The sequence below is a fragment of the Flavobacterium piscis genome, assembly GCF_031457575.1.
Taxonomy (GTDB): domain Bacteria; phylum Bacteroidota; class Bacteroidia; order Flavobacteriales; family Flavobacteriaceae; genus Flavobacterium; species Flavobacterium piscis_A.
On the sequence record NZ_JAVDWQ010000003.1, the window covers coordinates 263,253 to 280,829 of the forward strand.

Genomic DNA, 17,577 nt, shown 5'->3' on the forward strand with positions numbered 1-17,577 from the left:
AAAACAATTTGTGTTGTTCCTGTAATACCCGATAAAAAGTACTCATCAAAACAAATCAAAAATATGAAAAAATCTGTAGTTAAACAACTATTACTCTTTCGAATCATGAAAATAACCCTGTTCCAACTCTTACTGGCCTTTGTGTTTTCTACCGTAACGTTGGCAAATAGTGTTAATGGTCAAAAAAAACTAGAAACAAAAGTCACACTTAATATCGAAAACCTGACTTTATACAATGCTCTGGTAAAGCTTGAGAAGACAGCGAAAGTAAAATTCTCTTATAACTCAAGAATAAGTCAATTAAACAAAAAAATAAGCTACAAGGCAAATAACGAATTATTATCGTCTGTACTTAGTAATATTCTACAGCCACTTAATATTACTTTTTCTGAAGTAAGCAATCAAATCATATTGCAAAATAACACTTCACAAGTACAGGTTAATGCTACAAAAGCTATACATGCATCAGATGCATTAAACCGTACATCTTTTACTCCGATTGTAAAAGGAAAAGTCCTTGACGAGAGAGGAAATCCTTTATATGGCGCAAATGTATTAGCAAAAGGAACAAAAGCTGTCGTGCTGACAGATTTTGATGGTACTTTTACTATTGATATGCCCGGAAATACTTCGATATTAGTAGTTTCTTACATTGGTATGGAGACTAAGGAAGTTGAAATTCAAGAAACTTCAATGACGATAATCCTTTCTGAAATTGGACAAAATTTAAATGAAGTAATAGTTACTACAGGATATGAAAAAATATCTAAACGAACCTTTACAGGGGCTGTAAGTGCAATTTCTGGAAAGGATTTACTGATAGAAGGTGTCGTTGATATTAGTAGAATGATTGAAGGAAAAGCTGCTGGTGTAACAGTACAAAACGTAACCGGAACTTTTGGAGCAGCTCCAAGAATTATCGTGCGTGGTTCCTCTTCTGTTTTTGGAGATACTAAACCTCTTTGGGTAATTGACGGTATTGTGCAAGAAGATATCGTACATTTTTCTTTTGCCGATTTAGTGTCAGGAAACTCAGAAACTGTATTAACTTCTTCTATTGCAGGACTGAATCCTAATGATGTTTTAAGTATAGAAATATTAAAAGATGCTTCAGCAACTTCTATTTATGGCTCAAGATCATTAAATGGTGTTGTAGTTGTGACTACTAAGCAGGGAAAGCGTGAATCGCCATTAAATATTACGTATTCGCTAGAACAAACAGCGCGTGTAGTACCAAGCTATAATCAATATAATATTTTGAACTCTCAGGAAACAATGGGTATTCTTAAAGAAATTGAGGGAAAAGGGTTTCTTGGATTACCTGATACCGCTCAAGGTCGTTACGGAGGGGTTTATAACATCCTTGCAAATGAAATTAATACGTACAATACAACTGGCGGAACTTTTGGTGTCAAAAATGACGAGCAAAGCAGAAATGCTTTCTTAAGAAAGTATGAATTAGCCAATACCAATTGGTTTAAAACATTATTCAGACCGTCTATAACTCAAAATCATTCGTTAAGTTTTTCTGGTGGTGGTAAAAACAATACTTATTTTGCCTCTCTCGGCTTTTACCATGATCCGGGATGGACTGTTGCTGATAAAGTAAACCAATTAACATCAAACATCAAGAATACTTTTTACGTCAACGACAAGTTGAACCTTACATTATCCACACAAGCATCTGTTAGAGATCAATCAGCTCCTGGTACTTATAGCAGTAGTAAAGATGGTGTAAACGGAAGAAGTACATCAAGAGATTTTGATATTAACCCTTTTAACTATGCATTAAATACCAATAGAACATTAAGGCCTTATGATGATAATGGAAATTATGAGTACTATAGAAACAATTGGGCCCCAATAAATATAGTTGAAGAGTTAAAAAACAACTATATGGATATTAAAGTTAAAGACATCCGCTTTCAGGCAGATTTAGCATACGATATTACTCCAAAACTGACCTATAACTTTACAGCAAATGCCCGTTATGCAAATACAACCAGAGAGCACAATATTTTAGAAAAATCTAATATTGTAGGGGCTTATAACGCCCAGGAGTCAACAATTGTTAGAAATGCAAATATATTTTTGTATCAAAACCCTGATGACTTAACTGCCCCAAAAATATCTGTACTGCCTAATGGTGGTATATTAAGAAAATTTTCTAATGAATTGACTTCTTACAACATTAGAAATAGTTTTAACTATAAAAATGTTTTTAACAACACCCATGAATTTGAAGGTTTATTTGGTCAGGAAATAAGATCGGTTAACAGAAATGGTAATAATTTCACCGCTTATGGTTTACAATATGACAAAGGTTTCACCGCTTTTACAGATCCTAGAATATTAGAAAAATTAATTAATGGTGGAGAATCTTATTATGGTTTTAATGAAGAAAGAGAAAGAACTGTTGGCTTCTTTGGAAAAGTAGGATATACATATGACAGACGTTATACGGGTTCGATAACTGGCCGCTATGACGGATCCAACAGGCAAGGAAGCAGCAATTCATCCAGATGGCTGCCTACTTATACTTTTAGTGGTAAATGGAATATTATGGAGGAAGACTTCATGGAAAATGTTACTACTGCGATTAATAACTTAAGTTTAAGAGGTTCTTATGGTTTAACTGCAACTGCTGGTCCTGCGACTAACTCATTACCTATTTATAAGAATTTCATTACTAGTCACCTTAGCTTAGGGGACAGGGAAACGGGACTGAATATCGCTGATCTTCAAAATACTGATTTAACATGGGAAAAACAGTTTGAGACTAATATCGGTTTAGATTTAGGCTTATTTAACAGAGTTCAATTTACTACTGATATATACAGTCGTAAAGCGTTTGACTTAGTTGATTATGTTACTACTTCAGGAATCGGAGGACAGAAATTAAAACTAGGAAACAATGCAGATATGGAAACAAAAGGGATTGAGGTGTCTCTTGTTACCAGAAACCTAAAAGAAACGAGATTAAAATGGACTACATCATTTAATTTTTCTGTATATGATCAAAAAATTACCAAGCTACAAAACAAACCTTCTGTTTTAGGTTTAGTTGATGGTACAGGAGGGAACGCTCTTGGGAATCCAAGAAATGCATTGTATTCTTATCAATTTACAGGCTTAAACAATCAAGGTTTGCCAACTTTTATAATGGCAGATGGTCAAATGGATAATGTTACGGGTGCAAATTTTGAAGATTCAGAAAATGTAACTAAATATTTGAAATACGAGGGCTCAATAGAACCTAACAAATCAGCAGGTATTTCTAACACCTTCACTTATGATAATTGGTCATTAAATATATTTATCGTTGCTGCAGGTGGAAATAAAGTTCGCTTAAATCCGATTTATTCTGCCAGATACGATGATTTAACAGTTTTTACCAAAGAGTTTACAAACAGATGGATTAATCCTGGGGACGAGGCATTCACTAATATCCCTGTAATTGCTAATTCACAGTCTGGAAATTTATCAAAAGCATATAACGCATACAACTTTTCTGATCAACGTGTAGCTGATGGTTCATTTGTAAGATTGAAAAATGTTTCATTAAGCTATGAATTCCCTAAAACCTTAAAGAAAAAATTAGGTGTTGATGCTTTTTCTTTAAAAGGATCAACCGCTAATCCGTTGCTAATTTATTCTGATAAAAAACTTAACGGTCAAGATCCTGAATTTTATAGATCCGGAGGAGTTTCTCAACCAATCACCAGCCAATATACATTCTCTATTAACACAACATTTTAATTAAAGACATGAGAAAAATAAAAATAATCCTTTCGCTTTTAGTACTACTAGGGCTCAGTATTAGTTGTGATGATTTTCTTTCTGAAATTCCAGATAATAGAACACAATTAGATACACCCGAAAAAATATCAGAAATATTAGTTAATGCGTATCCTTTAGCAAGCTATATGGAAATGACAGAAACCATGACTGATAATGTACATGACAGTCAGAATCTCCTGGCAACAACAATAAAAAACAGTCAGAATTATAATTGGGAAATGCAAGATGACATAGAGCAAGACTCGCCATCATTTTATTGGGACGCATGTTATAAAGCAATTGCTCATGCCAATCAGGCACTTGATGCTATTGCTAAATTAGGGAATCCTGCTAGTTTAAATCCACAAAAGGGAGAGGCTTTATTAGCAAGAGCTTACTCACATTTTATGCTTGTTTCTATTTTTTCACAAAGATATAACCCTGCTACAGCTGCTACAGATTTAGGTATTCCTTATGTTCTGGAACCAGAAACTGAACTACTGAAAAAATACAGTAGAAATACGGTAGCTGAAGTTTTTGCTTATCTTGAAAAAGATATAGAAGAGGGGCTGAAAAATGTTGGAGATGATTACGTCCAGCCAAAATTGCACTTTAATAAAGCTGCAGCAAACGCTTTTGCAAGTCGTTTCTATCTCATTAAGGGAGATTGGGATAAAGCTCTTCAATATACAAATGATTTAAGCAGTGAGCCAATAGGCAAGTTAAGAAACTATTTCGATTACAATAATTTAGATACTTCAACTCAATTTAATATTTATTCAGAAACTTCAGAAAGCACAAATTTGCTAGTTGCCACAACTGTATCTCGTTATAATAGAACTATTGGTCTTAATAGATTCAGTTTAACAAGTGCTGATAGCGATAAAGTTTTTGGAAAAACTACAAATTTGTTTAATAAGGATTGGATTTACAGTACTTATTCTCAAAATGGTTCAAGTATAATTTTAGCAAAATTTGTAGAATATTTTAAAGTTACTAATGTCAATGCAGGCACGGGTCAGGCTCATGTAGCAAATGTGCTGTTTAGTAATGAAGAATTATTTTTAAATAAAATAGAAGCTCATATCATGAAAAACGAATTGAGTTTAGCAAACACTGAGATAGCGTATTTTCTGTCTACACGTACAAAAGATTACTCAGCAGCCACAGATAAAGTTACTGAGGCAAAAATAGTTGCTAAATACCCGGTGATTGATGATGAATACACCCCTTTTTATAGTTTAACCCCTGTTCAAACCTCTTATATTAAAGCAGTTGCAGAGTTAAGAAGAATCGAATTTATTCACGAAGGGTTAAGATGGTTTGATATCAAGCGTTTTGCTTTAAAGGTTACGCATAAAAGATATAACCAACCGGATAATGTTTTAACAAAAGAGGATCTTCGCAAAGCGATTCAATTACCACTATATGTAACAAGCACCGGAATAGAGAAAAATCCACGTTAATACCTAAAACAAAATGAAAACATTAAATCTATATAAAAAAGCAGTCGTACTCTCCTTAGTTTTATTTCTGGGAGGCTGTTCAAGTGATGATTCACTTAAAGAAAGTATTCTTGACGTGTCTGCTCCATCAAAAACGGCTTTGGATAATTGGATTGACACTAATTATTTAAATCCATATAACATCAACATCCAATATAAATGGAATCGAAATGTGGTAGATAACAATCGATATTTATTTCCTCCGTTGCAATCAAATGTACAACCAGCTCTCGAAGTTGTACAAAAAATATGGCTGGATACCTATAAAGAAATTGCCGGGCCTGATTTTGTAAAAAAAATTGCTCCCAGAGAGTTTGTACTTGTAGGAGGAGTTAATCTAAATTCAACAGGTCTTATTACATTAGGTTTAGCTGAAGCCGGACAAAGGATAACCTTATTTGAAACAGATAATTTAAATACAAATGAACGTGAAAATGTGAAACGTTTTGTACATACAATTCAACACGAATACATTCATATTCTAAATCAGAATAAGCCATTTGATGAAAAAACATGGTCAAAGATTACACCATCCGGTTATAGTGCAGCCTGGTTTAATACAACGGATAAAGATGCATTAGAACAAGGATTCATAACTTCTTACGCAAAATCTAATATAAATGAAGATTTTGCTGAAATGGCATCATGGTTATTAGTAAACTCTAAAGCGGAATATGAAGCAATTCTGGAGGGTATAACTAATAAAAATGCTGTAGCAAACATTAAAGCTAAGGAAGCTGTAGTTGTGAAATATTTTAAAGTTGCTTTTGGGATTGATTTTTATCAATTAAGAGACGCAGCAGAAAAAAACACTAATGCTGTTATAAATTAATTTATATAAAAAAATACTATGAAATTAAAACCTATAATTAATTATCTTTTGGTTGCTGTTGTAGCAATCCAATTGGTTTCTTGTGATAACAAGGAAACCTTAGATTCTCCATTCAACGCTACACCTACAGAGCGATTAAATGCACAGAAAAAGGAGTTAAGTGATATACTTGAGTCTTCTGAATTTGGTTGGAAAGCAATCTACTTTACAGACGCTACACAACTGGGAGGATTCACCCACATATTTAAATTTAAAAATGGGACAGTTGATATGGCGTCCGATTTCGATGATGATACGGCTGTACACTCTAGTGAATATAGTATTACTATAAGCAATACCGTAAGTCTTTTATTTACAACAAAAAATAAAATACACCTATTGTCTGATTCAAATGATTACCCAACCAATGAGCTAAAAGGCAAGGGGTACAAAGGTGACTTTCAGTTTTTGTATTATGGACAAGATAACGGACAAATCATTTTTAGGACAAATCGAAGTTTTGAAGAACTCCGTTTTGTAAAAGCAACTGCCTCAGACTGGACAGATTTAGCTAAAAACAGAGTAATGATTACTAATCTAATAGGAGCTTCTACAAGACCCTTATTTAGATTATTAGAAACAAATGACGGGGCAAAAATCAGTCAATTTGATTTTATTTTTACAGCTCCTTCCCGTTATGCAGTGGCAAGTTCTATTGAGCCAGGAACAAACGTATCATACAAAATGGCAATCGCCTACACACCCACTGGTATTATCGTTAAGCCTGCTGTAAAAGTGGGTACACAAAGTTTATCTGAATTTACTTATGATGATTTAACCGGAGATTTTATTGCCACTGGTACAGGGGGTGTAACAGCTTCTATTAAATATACTAATACCCCCTTGGTTTTAACTGATGACTATAAAATTCTTTTAGAAGGAAATCCGGCAACAGGTTTTTCTTATTTGACTCCGTATTTAACAAATGCCCCTACAAATTCACAATTCGCCAAAACTTTATTAGCAGAAATAAATGCTACACTACCATCTGGAGTTACTCTTAGTGAAGTTCAACTTAATTTTAATACTACTGATTATGGGAGTTACATAGGATATTATTTTGAAGGTGGCAAAGCAAGTGAATTTCATGATGTACAAATTGTAGAAGATGCTGAAAATAAAACAATCATTCTTAAAGATCTTGGATGGGCATCAGGTAGCACACCAGCTGTATTAGCAAAAATTGATGCCGAACTTCTAAACCCTAAGGGTTTGTATGTAAAACGTGAAAACTTTAAAGTTACTTTCTCTAACACGATATATACTTTTACAAGTGCATCAAGTAATTTTAGACTAACAACTTATTTTTAATAATTAAATTATTTATACCCGAGTGCCCCCAAATCCCGGGAAAAGGTTGCCTGTTTTTTTAGGCAGCCTTTTTTTATTTTTATAAATCCTAAAGAATCTATAGCTTTAAATTTCAATATTTGACAAAACTTTCATAAAACTGAAAGTATGTTTACTTTTACTATTTTTTATATTAATTTCCTAAATAAATGAATGTATTGGTACTTGTAGTGCCAATGCTTTGACCGAAAGAGTCAATTTGTACAATTTTTAAAAAAGATTTAACTGAATCAATATTACCAGATGTCGAACAGGAAGTAATTGTTACTCTTATATCCGTGTCAACTGTTGGTTTTATTAAGGCTTTCGTGGCTACATCCCCAATGTCCCCATAACTAATAGTGCGGGAATCTCCAAAAAAACCGCTATTTGCAGACGGTAAAATTACGCCAGTTGTAGCATTTTGCAATTCATAAAAAGCATATGCTGAATATCCGGGAGTTCCAACTGCACCTATAATGCACTCAACATCGTAAATTTTATTGGCTTTTAGTGTAACTACGCCCGAGTTTATCGTCATGTTTCCAGCAACAGCCGTAAAATTTGTTAATGTTTGAACGACATTAGCTATTGTTGAAGATAACTTAGCGTATAGATATTCAGGTGTATTGTCAGCCAGTGGCAAATTAGCCCCAATACCCAAAGCAGTGGCTTGGGCTTGTTGGTTGGCAGTTAAACTTGTTTTTGCCCTACCATCTAATTTTACATAACCGTTAAAATCAGAACTCCAAAGAGCCTGGATTATTTGACCATATTCCGCAATTTTCGGACCTGCAATTTTTTGCCAATTTGAACCATCAAAATAATAATAACCTACCTCTGTAATATTTGCTGTTGCAGTATTTACAGTACCACTTAAATCTGTTACAAACAGTATAGCTCCAAGTTGATCCGTAGAATAGGCTGTTTTATTAATAAGTTCAGCTCTTGTAATTCTAGGAGGTATTACTCCATCCGGAACCGTAATTACAGTTGGTGTGCCGGTTACATCAAGAGTTGCTTTTGGGTCGACATTATTTATCCCTATTTGTGAAAAAGATAAAAATGATAAAAAAAAACAAATAAGTAATAATATTGAATTTTTCATTTTTAAATATTTAGTGTTATTAGGTTCATCTCATTTTTTCAAGTATTGTATTTTACAATTTCTCCCAACGTCAGTCTGTGAAAAACCGTCGTTTATTTCTTTTCAAATGTAGCAAAATAATTATATTGAGGTAAGATAAGGTGTATATTTAATAGTACAACATATCACAGGAATTCCGCGTAATCAAATGTTTTTTTCGAATTTGTAAGATACTATTTCAATAGACAATCCCATTCGTTTTATTGAGCTTTTGTAGAGGTCGTTTCATTGGAATCTCTGGGGTTCTTCGGTTCAGGCTATTAAAACTGAAGGGCGCCCTAGTTTTTTTTAAATACCAAAGTGTTTCTTAAAATCTATTTATACGCCCGCTCCACTGTGATGAGTAGTACCTACTTAAATTTAAAAGACAAAACGTAGCGTTTGCAACGCAGTTAAACAAAAGAGACTGTCTAAAAAGTATAGACAGTCTCTTTTTAATTCGGGTACCTAATCGGACAATTTTTGCAAATATGCGATCCTCAGACAGGTACTTTGGATTTTTTTGAACAGCCTCTTAAGCAGAAGTCCCGTTTTATTTTAACAATCTCACAATAGTTTCATTTTCCTGAATGAGGGCATAGTCAAGGGCAGTTTTATTATACATATCCCTTAGGGTGTTATCAGCTCCTTTCTCGCATAAAATCTTTACAATGTTATCTGCACCGAAGGTTGCTGCAAAAATTAATGCAGTTGCACCATTAAAATTAATTTGGTCAATATTAGTATTATTATCCAGTAATAGTTGCGCAATCCTGTCGAGTTTTTTAAAACTGGCACCCATAAGAGCGGTATTACCCATTTTATCCCTTACATCTGGATTTGCATTATGTTTTAGCAATAATAATGCGGCTTCATAATTATCATTGTAACATGCTATTATCAGGGCAGTACTGCCACGTTCATCTTTTGTATCTACCTGGTTGGTTTCAACCAGAATCTTATTTAGCTGTACTACATTGTTAGTGCGTGCGGCTGAAAAAATACTTTCCTGAGCTGAAACCAGATGCGAGAGCAGTAGAAATAGCAGCGATATTAAAAGGTTGTTATTAATCATTGGTTCAGGGAAATAAGTTATTGTCTTAGAGAAAACATCTTTTCAACTTCCTCTCTTGTTATAGAAAGCTCTTTTGCCAAACGCTTTCCGTAATCGCTGTCGGCCAGATAGAAATAACCAATCATTTTTCGCACCACATCTTTATTTGTTACGTTCTTGAGGTCACCGCTGAGGTTGAGAATTAAATTTTGTTTTTCTTTTTCGCTTAATGTGCGATAAAATTCACCAGCTTGCTTAAAATCATTTGGTTTGCTTATTTTTTGCTGTACGGTGGCTGTATTGACAAAAGCAGATTTCGAATATTTATAATCAGCATTGTCTGTGAAACCATTCTGTGTGGCACTTGGCTGGTAATTTATATCTCCATTGGTTTTTCTTGCCGCAAAAGCACCATCCTGATTATTTGTTGTAACGGTTATTTTTGGCATATTGACCGGCAATTGTTGAAAATTAGCCCCAATTCTGTACCGTTGTGTATCAAAATAAGAAAACAAACGACCCTGCAGTAATTTATCTTCTGATGGTTCTATGCCAGGAACAAGCGTACCGGGAGAAAATGCAGACTGTTCAACTTCCTGAAAGAAATTATTCGGTATTTTATTTAAGGTCATCTTTCCTATCAGTTGTAAAGGAATACTATCTGCCGGCCATATTTTTGTAGGATCTAAAGGATTTATATCCAGTTTGTCAAAATCGGAAACATTCAGGATTTGCACATAAAGTTCCCATTGAGGAAAATTACCTTTTCTGATGTTATCATATAAGTCAACAGTAGCATGCTGGAAATCTTTTCCCTGTAGTTCAGTTGCCTGTGCCGCTGTTAAATTTCTTACTCCCTGAAGAGATTTCCATGTATATTTTACATAAACAACATCACCAGAGTCATTTATCCATTTATAGGCATGTACTCCTGAACCATCCATTTCCCTGTAACTTGCGGGAATGCCATAGTCCGAATAAACTCGGGTTAGCATATGTGTGCTCTCTGGAATATTGCTAAAAAAGTCAAAAACTCTGTTTGCATCCTGTTTATTATTTATTGGTGAGGGCTTAAATGCATGCACCATATCAGGGAATTTCATTACATCTCGAATAAAAAATACAGGAAGATTGTTTCCAACAAGGTCATAATTTCCCTGATCGGTATAGAATTTTACAGCAAATCCCCTCGGATCTCTTAGTGTTTCCGGAGAGCCATTACCATGTACTACTGTTGAGAACCGTACAAAAACCGGAGTGGTTTTTCCTCTTTGGAACACAGAAGCTTTGGTGAATTTTGTAAAATCCCCTGTTGATACAAACTCGCCATAAGCACCCGTGCCACGAGCATGGACAACCCTTTCAGGGATACGCTCGCGGTCAAATGCCGCTAGTTTTTCAATGAGATGTATGTCTTCAAGAAGGACCTGGCCATTCTGACCTATGGTTTTCGAGTTTTGGTTGTCACCAATAGGTGTTCCCGTATTAGTTGTGATTTGTTTTTGTTGCGCAGCTGCTGTCATAGTTATCAGCAATACAGCCATAATGTTTTTAAATCTCATAATGTTATTTATTTAAGAAGGCAAATATATATTTGTGCTTTACTAGATACAAACTGATATTAACTAACACGATATAGGTAAAAACTAACCGTATGAATATACAACAGCTGGAATATATAGTTGCAGTGGATAAATACCGCCATTTTTTAAAAGCGTCTGAGGCATGCTATATTACCCAGGCCACATTGAGTGGCATGATAAAAAAGCTGGAAGAGGAATTAAATGTTATCTTATTTGACAGAAGCAAACATCCCGTGGTTCCAACTGATGTTGGGAAAAAAATAGTGGCGCAGGCAAAAATTGCCCTTAGGGAAACCAACAGGATCAAAGAAATAGTAACAGAAGACAGCGGCGAGATAAAAGGCGACATCAGAATAGGGATTATTCCATCATTGGCACCTTATCTTTTACCTCTCTTTATATCTGATTTTACAGATACTTATAAGGATATTAAAGTCATCATCAATGAAATGACTACAGAGAAAATAAAGCAAAAATTAAAAGAAGGATTTATTGATGTGGCAATATTGGCACTGCCTTTGCAGGATAAGGAACTGATAGAAGACACACTTTTTTTTGAGGAATTCTTTCATTATGGTGAACTCAATGTAAATTGTGACAAAAAAAAGAAATTTATCCTTCCCGAGGATATTAACTTTAATAAGCTTTTGCTTTTGGAAGAGGGACACTGTCTAAGGGATCAGGTTCTTAATCTCTGCGAATTAAGAGTTAAGGATTCTAAAGATTTAAGAATCGAATATCAGTCAGGCAGTATCGAAACCCTAAAGCAGATGGTAGACCTGAATTTGGGTTCAACAATATTGCCAGAACTCTCACTTCTTACACTTAATGATAAGCAAAAAAAGAAACTAAACAACTTTTCAGCCCCCTATCCTGTGCGCGAGATAGGTCTGGTCTGCTACAGTAATTATGTAAAAAAGAATTTAATAAAGGCTTTAAAAAAATGTATTCTCGATAATATTCCGGATAAGGTTCTTACCAAGAAAGATATCTGCGTATTGCCAATAAAGTAGTACACTTTTATAATTGTTTAAACAGGACAATATATTTGCTTTTTTATTGGTCTCAGCCTAGGGTTTACAGCTATGTGTTTTAGTGGATTTTGCTTTAGCTTCTAAAAAATTATTAGCCACAAATTACACAAATTTTCACAAATTAATTCGTGCTAATTCGTGGCTAATCAATACTGTTACAATCTTGCAGACTATCAGTCTGCCAAATCTATGAACTGAAATTGCATAGGGGTTCAGTTAATTACAAGGAATTACATTTTGTCTTTCCTGGCAATTATTACATACTGACGAACAATTGGAAAAGCTTAAAGCTGCCATAAGTGTATGTAAGAAAAAAAACGTAAATTACCATATCCATTTTTCAGGATGATTATAATATGTTTTTTAATCGTTTTGTAATGGCATAAATACATGATGTTAGCTTTTAACTATAGGGTCATAGAAAATATCAGTTTGATTTTGACATGCAGTTATAGATACTTTTGTAATGACTTTATTTTATGTAGATTACAAATCTATAATGTTGGCTCTTTATATGCTGATAAGTACTTCATCAGGTACTATTATTTTTGATTTTAAGCTGTAAATATTTTATAAAAATTTAGTTATTAATAATAAATTCAAAAGAAAAATGGAAAACAATTCTAATGACATCAGTAAATGTCCATTCCATAACGGAAGTAAAAAGCAGGCTACTGCAGTAAATTCAGGAACAAAAAATCAGGATTGGTGGCCTAACCAGTTAAAGGTAGGCATACTTCGTCAGCATTCCTCTTTATCAAATCCTATGGGGGAAAATTTTGACTATGCCGAAGCCTTTAAAAGCTTAGATCTGGAACTTGTAAAAAAAGATCTCCATGCTCTTATGACTGATTCACAGGACTGGTGGCCGGCTGATTTTGGACACTATGGAGGTCTTTTTATACGTATGGCGTGGCACAGTGCCGGAACGTATCGCGTGGGGGATGGACGTGGCGGAGCTGGTGCAGGACAACAGCGTTTTGCCCCCCTTAACAGCTGGCCGGACAATGTTAGCCTTGATAAGGCCCGCAGGCTGCTTTGGCCCATCAAACAAAAATATGGAAGAAAAATTTCATGGGCTGATTTAATGATACTTACCGGGAATGTTGCGCTAGAATCTATGGGTTTTAAAACATTTGGATTTGCAGGAGGGCGTGCAGATGTCTGGGAGCCTGAACAGGATATATATTGGGGATCAGAAAAAGTATGGCTTGGTGGAGACGACAGGTATGCCCAAGGTTCTGAAGGTGTAGCAAAACATGCAGTAGTTTCCTCTGATGATAATGCAGACGGTGATATTCATACACGTGATCTGGAAAAACCACTTGCTGCCGTTCAGATGGGATTGATCTATGTTAATCCCGAAGGGCCGGACGGTAATCCAGACCCTATTGCTGCAGCTAAAGATATTCGTGACACCTTTGGCCGTATGGCAATGAATGATGAAGAAACTGTCGCACTTATTGCAGGTGGGCATACTTTTGGTAAAACACACGGTGCAGCTTCATCAGACAATGTTGGTGTAGAACCTGAAGGTGAAGGTCTTGAAATGCAGGGTTTCGGATGGCATAATAAATTTGGTTCAGGAAAAGGCGCAGATACTATTACCAGTGGTCTTGAAGTTATCTGGACAAAAACACCTACGCAATGGAGCAATAATTTTTTTGAAAATCTTTTCGCTTTTGAATGGGAACTTTCTAAAAGCCCGGCAGGCGCACATCAATGGACAGCAAAAAATGCTGAAGCTATTATTCCGGATGCTTTTGATGCCACAAAGAAACATCTTCCAACAATGCTTACTACTGATCTGTCATTAAGATTAGATCCTGAATACGAGAAAATATCACGTCGTTTTCTTGAAAACCCGGATCAGTTTGCTGATGCATTTGCCAGAGCGTGGTTTAAATTGACGCATCGTGATATGGGACCACGTGCCTTGTATCTGGGAGCAGATGTACCTTCGGAAGAACTGCTTTGGCAGGATCCAATTCCGGCAGTAGATCATAAGCTAATAGATCAGAGTGATGTTGCATCTTTAAAAGTAAAAATTCTTTCATCTGGATTAAAGGTTTCTGAACTTGTCTCAACAGCATGGGCATCAGCTTCTACATTTCGTGGTTCTGATAAGCGTGGCGGTGCCAATGGTGCCCGTATCAGATTAGCTCCTCAAAAAGACTGGGAGGCAAATAATCCTGCACAGCTGCAAAAAGTATTAGGAGTGTTTGAAAATATTCAAAATGAATTTAATAAAGTACAATCGGACAATAAAAAAGTTTCTCTTGCCGATATAATTGTGTTAGCTGGGGGAGCAGGAATTGAAAAAGCTGCAAAAGACGGAGGTATAGATATAACAGTTCCTTTTGCACCGGGTCGAACAGATGCATTGCAGGAAAAAACTGATATTGAATCTTTTTCATTCCTGGAGCCTATTGCAGATGGTTTTAGAAATTACAAAAAAGCCAAGTATTCTGTAGCTACTGAGGCCCTTTTGATTGATAAAGCACAATTATTAACTCTTACAGCACCTGAACTAACAGTCCTTTTAGGAGGTATGCGTGTATTGGACGCTAATTTTGACGGTTCACGAAAAGGGGTATTTACAAATCGCCCTGAAGTATTAAGCAATGATTTTTTTGTAAATCTTCTTGATATGAATGTAGCCTGGAAAACTGTTTCTGAAGATAAGGAAGAATATAATGGACATGATCGTAGTACGGGAGAGATCAAATGGACTGGTACCCGTGCGGATTTGGTATTTGGTTCTAATTCTGAACTTAGGGCTATAGTTGAAGTCTATGGTAGTGCAGATGCAGAAGAGAAATTTGTAACCGATTTTGTTGCAGCCTGGACTAAAGTAATGAACCTTGATCGTTTTGATTTGGCATAGTTGTTTATTTATGTGATAGTATAGTATTTTTAATCAATTCTATGCTTTTGTTGGTAATTATAATTGCAAGTAATTTGCTGATATATACAATACTCTATGGCTGGGTTGCTGTTTAAGAATGGTTAATCTGCCATAGAGTTATTTTTATTACGGTTTTCGTTAACTGTTTGATGTCAAACAAGCAGTGTTTCGTATTTTTTACCATTGAATTTTATTGTTTATCCTTTGTTTGTAACAAGGAGTTCACAAGAAAAAGCCTCTAAAATTGTTGATTTTAGAGGCTTTTCTGGTAAAAATATTGTATGTTTTTGATTAACAACCCCTAATGTTTATTGAGTTTTACCGGTTCGAATTCATCAATAGCATAGATTGAAAGTGGGTTTTAATGATTCAAAACATCATTATTTTGAAAAGAGAACTTCTATTATTTTAGTATAAATTTCTGTGTTTTGATAGACTCCTGTAAAATCATGAGCACCTGGCCCATAAGCAAAAACAGGAACCGGAACTGCTGTATGGTCGTTAGTACTAAAACTTCCCTGTACATATCCTTTGGTTATACTGCCATCAATTAATGATAATCCGCCTGTTTCATGGTCAGCTGTTACAATTAAAAGTGTTTCAGGATTTTTATCTACAAATTCCATTGCCTGTCCTACCAATTTGTCAAAATCAAGCATTTCGCGAACCACATATTCTAAATCATTTCTATGTCCGCCATGATCAATCTGTGCACCTTCGGCCATAATAAAAAAAGGGTTTTTTGTTTTAGAAAAAGTATTTGTGGCTTTCGCTAAAGATTGGGCTAAAAAATCTCCTCTTCCGTCTTTTATGGAAACTACTGCCGAGTCATCTAAAACTACAATTTTAGAATTTTTAATGGTATCCAGACTGCTGAATTTATCCGAAAGAGAATATCCTTTTTCAATCAGCAATTGAGACAAGTCTTTTCCGTCTTTTCTCTCTTTAAATTCTTTTATCCCGCCACCGATTAAGATATCTGACGGATTGCTTAAAAAATCATAAGCTATTGGTTCGCTGTAACTTCTTTCAGGCTGATGCGCATAAAAGGCTGCGGGGGTGGCATCAGTAATATTTCCTGCAGAGATTATGGCTGTTTTAAAATTTCTCTTTGCTAACTGCTGTGTAATTAATTCTAAGGTTTTTCCGTTTTCATCGACACTAATAAATCGGTTATTGGTTTTATGCCCCGTGGCCATAGCTGTTGCTCCGGCAGCAGAATCAGTAATATAGCTGTCAGAAGATTTGGTTATAGAAAGTCCCTGTGTTGGAATATTAAAAAGGTTTAATTGTCCTTTGTTGGCCGTGTAACCTGCATAAATTTGGGTTAAGCCCATTCCGTCACCAATAAGAAATATGATATTCTTCGGACGCTTCTTCTTGAAGGTAGTCTCCGAATTTTTAGGAACGTATGCCGGATAAAATTCTGTGTTTTGATAGAATGTTGTTTTTATGTTTTTAATGAATTCTGTTAGTGCTGGTACATTATCAGTGCCAATAAAATCAACTTTTAAATTCATCAATGTCATCCAGGTATTAACATTATCCTGTGTAGCCCAGAATCTAATTTTTTTATGTTGATCGTGTACTTTTTTAATTGTCGATTGAATTTTTTCTAAATCAGCTTGCGTCAAAACACCTTTACCATTCCATATGGTAAGTTCTTTTAAATCCGCACTAATCATTTCAATCCGGGATAACTGTTCAGGCGAATAATTTTCAGTAAGCCTTCCGTCAAAATAAATGAATTCAGGAAATGTCGCCCAACGTGCCGGCAAAGGCCTGTTGCCTGAAATTACAACTTTAATATTTTTATTAGAAGTGATTTGTGGAAATGCTTGTAATTGCTGTACAATTAGTTTTAAAGTTGATTCTGCATCCGACTTGATATCAATCATTAAAATTAAAGGTTTATCACCTGGATATGCTTTACCACCTAAATTTTTGAGTTTTGAAGAAAGTGGATCAAGATACAAGCTCTTAAGCGTGTTGTGCTGTGCAATTTCTGTTGAAGTATGCGCCACAAACAACTCATTGTTTACTAAAAAAACATCAGCTTCGATAACGCCGGCCTCATTAGAATAGGCTCCATAAAAAGGAAGCGTACCGGCATAATCATTATGGGAATGAATATTTGAAGAACTGTATTCCTGTGCTTGTGCAAACAGGAAAAATTGGAGGCAAAAAAGGGATATTATTTTTTTCATCGAAAATGGAAATTTATTCATTTGCAAGCCGTAGGTAACTTAGCAAAGAATTTTATTTATTACTATTGGGATATCTCTTTTTACAACTGCAAGCTACAAATAAGCCTGCAGCGTAAAAAACTAACAAACAACACAAAACAAATGAATACCAGCATCTTTCATTAATCTGACTTACGGCTG

General features: G+C 35.1%; 10 protein-coding genes. 6 read left to right on the plus strand and 4 right to left on the minus strand.

The genetic code is table 11. The features are described from left to right. The first annotated feature begins 63 nt into the window (after nt 1–63). Genes J2W48_RS06500 through J2W48_RS06515 form a run of 4 tightly spaced genes read left to right on the plus strand, consistent with a single transcriptional unit; the run spans nt 64 to nt 7,467 of the window. Complete coding sequence (locus J2W48_RS06500) at nt 64–3,759, plus strand: SusC/RagA family TonB-linked outer membrane protein (RefSeq protein WP_310279584.1); 3,696 nt, start codon at nt 64–66, stop codon at nt 3,757–3,759. An 8-nt stretch (nt 3,760–3,767) separates the two neighbouring features. Next, complete coding sequence (locus J2W48_RS06505) at nt 3,768–5,246, plus strand: RagB/SusD family nutrient uptake outer membrane protein (protein WP_310279586.1); 1,479 nt, start codon at nt 3,768–3,770, stop codon at nt 5,244–5,246. A 13-nt stretch (nt 5,247–5,259) separates the two neighbouring features. Beyond that, a complete protein-coding gene (locus J2W48_RS06510; protein WP_310279588.1) occupies nt 5,260–6,117 on the plus strand; it encodes a zinc-binding metallopeptidase in 858 nt (285 codons plus the stop codon). Nucleotides 6,118–6,135: 18 nt separating this feature from the next. Next, a complete protein-coding gene (locus J2W48_RS06515) occupies nt 6,136–7,467 on the plus strand; it encodes a DUF4302 domain-containing protein (protein WP_310279590.1) in 1,332 nt (443 codons plus the stop codon). A 172-nt stretch (nt 7,468–7,639) separates the two neighbouring features. Here J2W48_RS06515 and J2W48_RS06520 read toward each other — a convergent pair whose 3' ends face one another. The 3 genes from J2W48_RS06520 to J2W48_RS06530 all read right to left on the minus strand — a co-directional run bounded on the left by J2W48_RS06520 (nt 7,640) and on the right by J2W48_RS06530 (nt 11,227). Next, on the minus strand, nt 7,640–8,593 hold the full coding sequence (locus tag J2W48_RS06520; protein WP_310279592.1) for a hypothetical protein: 954 nt from the start codon (nt 8,591–8,593) through the stop codon (nt 7,640–7,642). A 571-nt stretch (nt 8,594–9,164) separates the two neighbouring features. Beyond that, nucleotides 9,165–9,686, minus strand: a complete 522-nt coding sequence (locus tag J2W48_RS06525) for an ankyrin repeat domain-containing protein (RefSeq protein WP_310279594.1) — start codon at nt 9,684–9,686, stop codon at nt 9,165–9,167. Between the two features lie 17 nt (nt 9,687–9,703). Further along, nucleotides 9,704–11,227, minus strand: coding sequence for a catalase (locus tag J2W48_RS06530; protein WP_409025166.1), 1,524 nt, complete (start codon nt 11,225–11,227; stop codon nt 9,704–9,706). A gap of 92 nt (nt 11,228–11,319) precedes the next feature. Between J2W48_RS06530 and J2W48_RS06535 the strand changes: the two genes are divergently transcribed. Beyond that, entirely contained in the window at nt 11,320–12,261 is a 942-nt protein-coding gene (locus tag J2W48_RS06535; RefSeq protein ID WP_310279595.1) for a LysR substrate-binding domain-containing protein, read from the plus strand. Between the two features lie 631 nt (nt 12,262–12,892). Beyond that, the gene (gene katG, locus J2W48_RS06540) at nt 12,893–15,169 is read left to right on the plus strand and encodes a catalase/peroxidase HPI (RefSeq protein ID WP_310279597.1); all 2,277 of its coding nucleotides are present in this window, start codon (nt 12,893–12,895) and stop codon (nt 15,167–15,169) included. Between the two features lie 401 nt (nt 15,170–15,570). Here katG and J2W48_RS06545 read toward each other — a convergent pair whose 3' ends face one another. Continuing rightward, nucleotides 15,571–17,397 (minus strand): alkaline phosphatase, encoded by a 1,827-nt coding sequence (locus J2W48_RS06545; RefSeq protein ID WP_310279599.1) that lies wholly within the window; start codon nt 17,395–17,397, stop codon nt 15,571–15,573. Nucleotides 17,398–17,577: the final 180 nt, after the last annotated feature.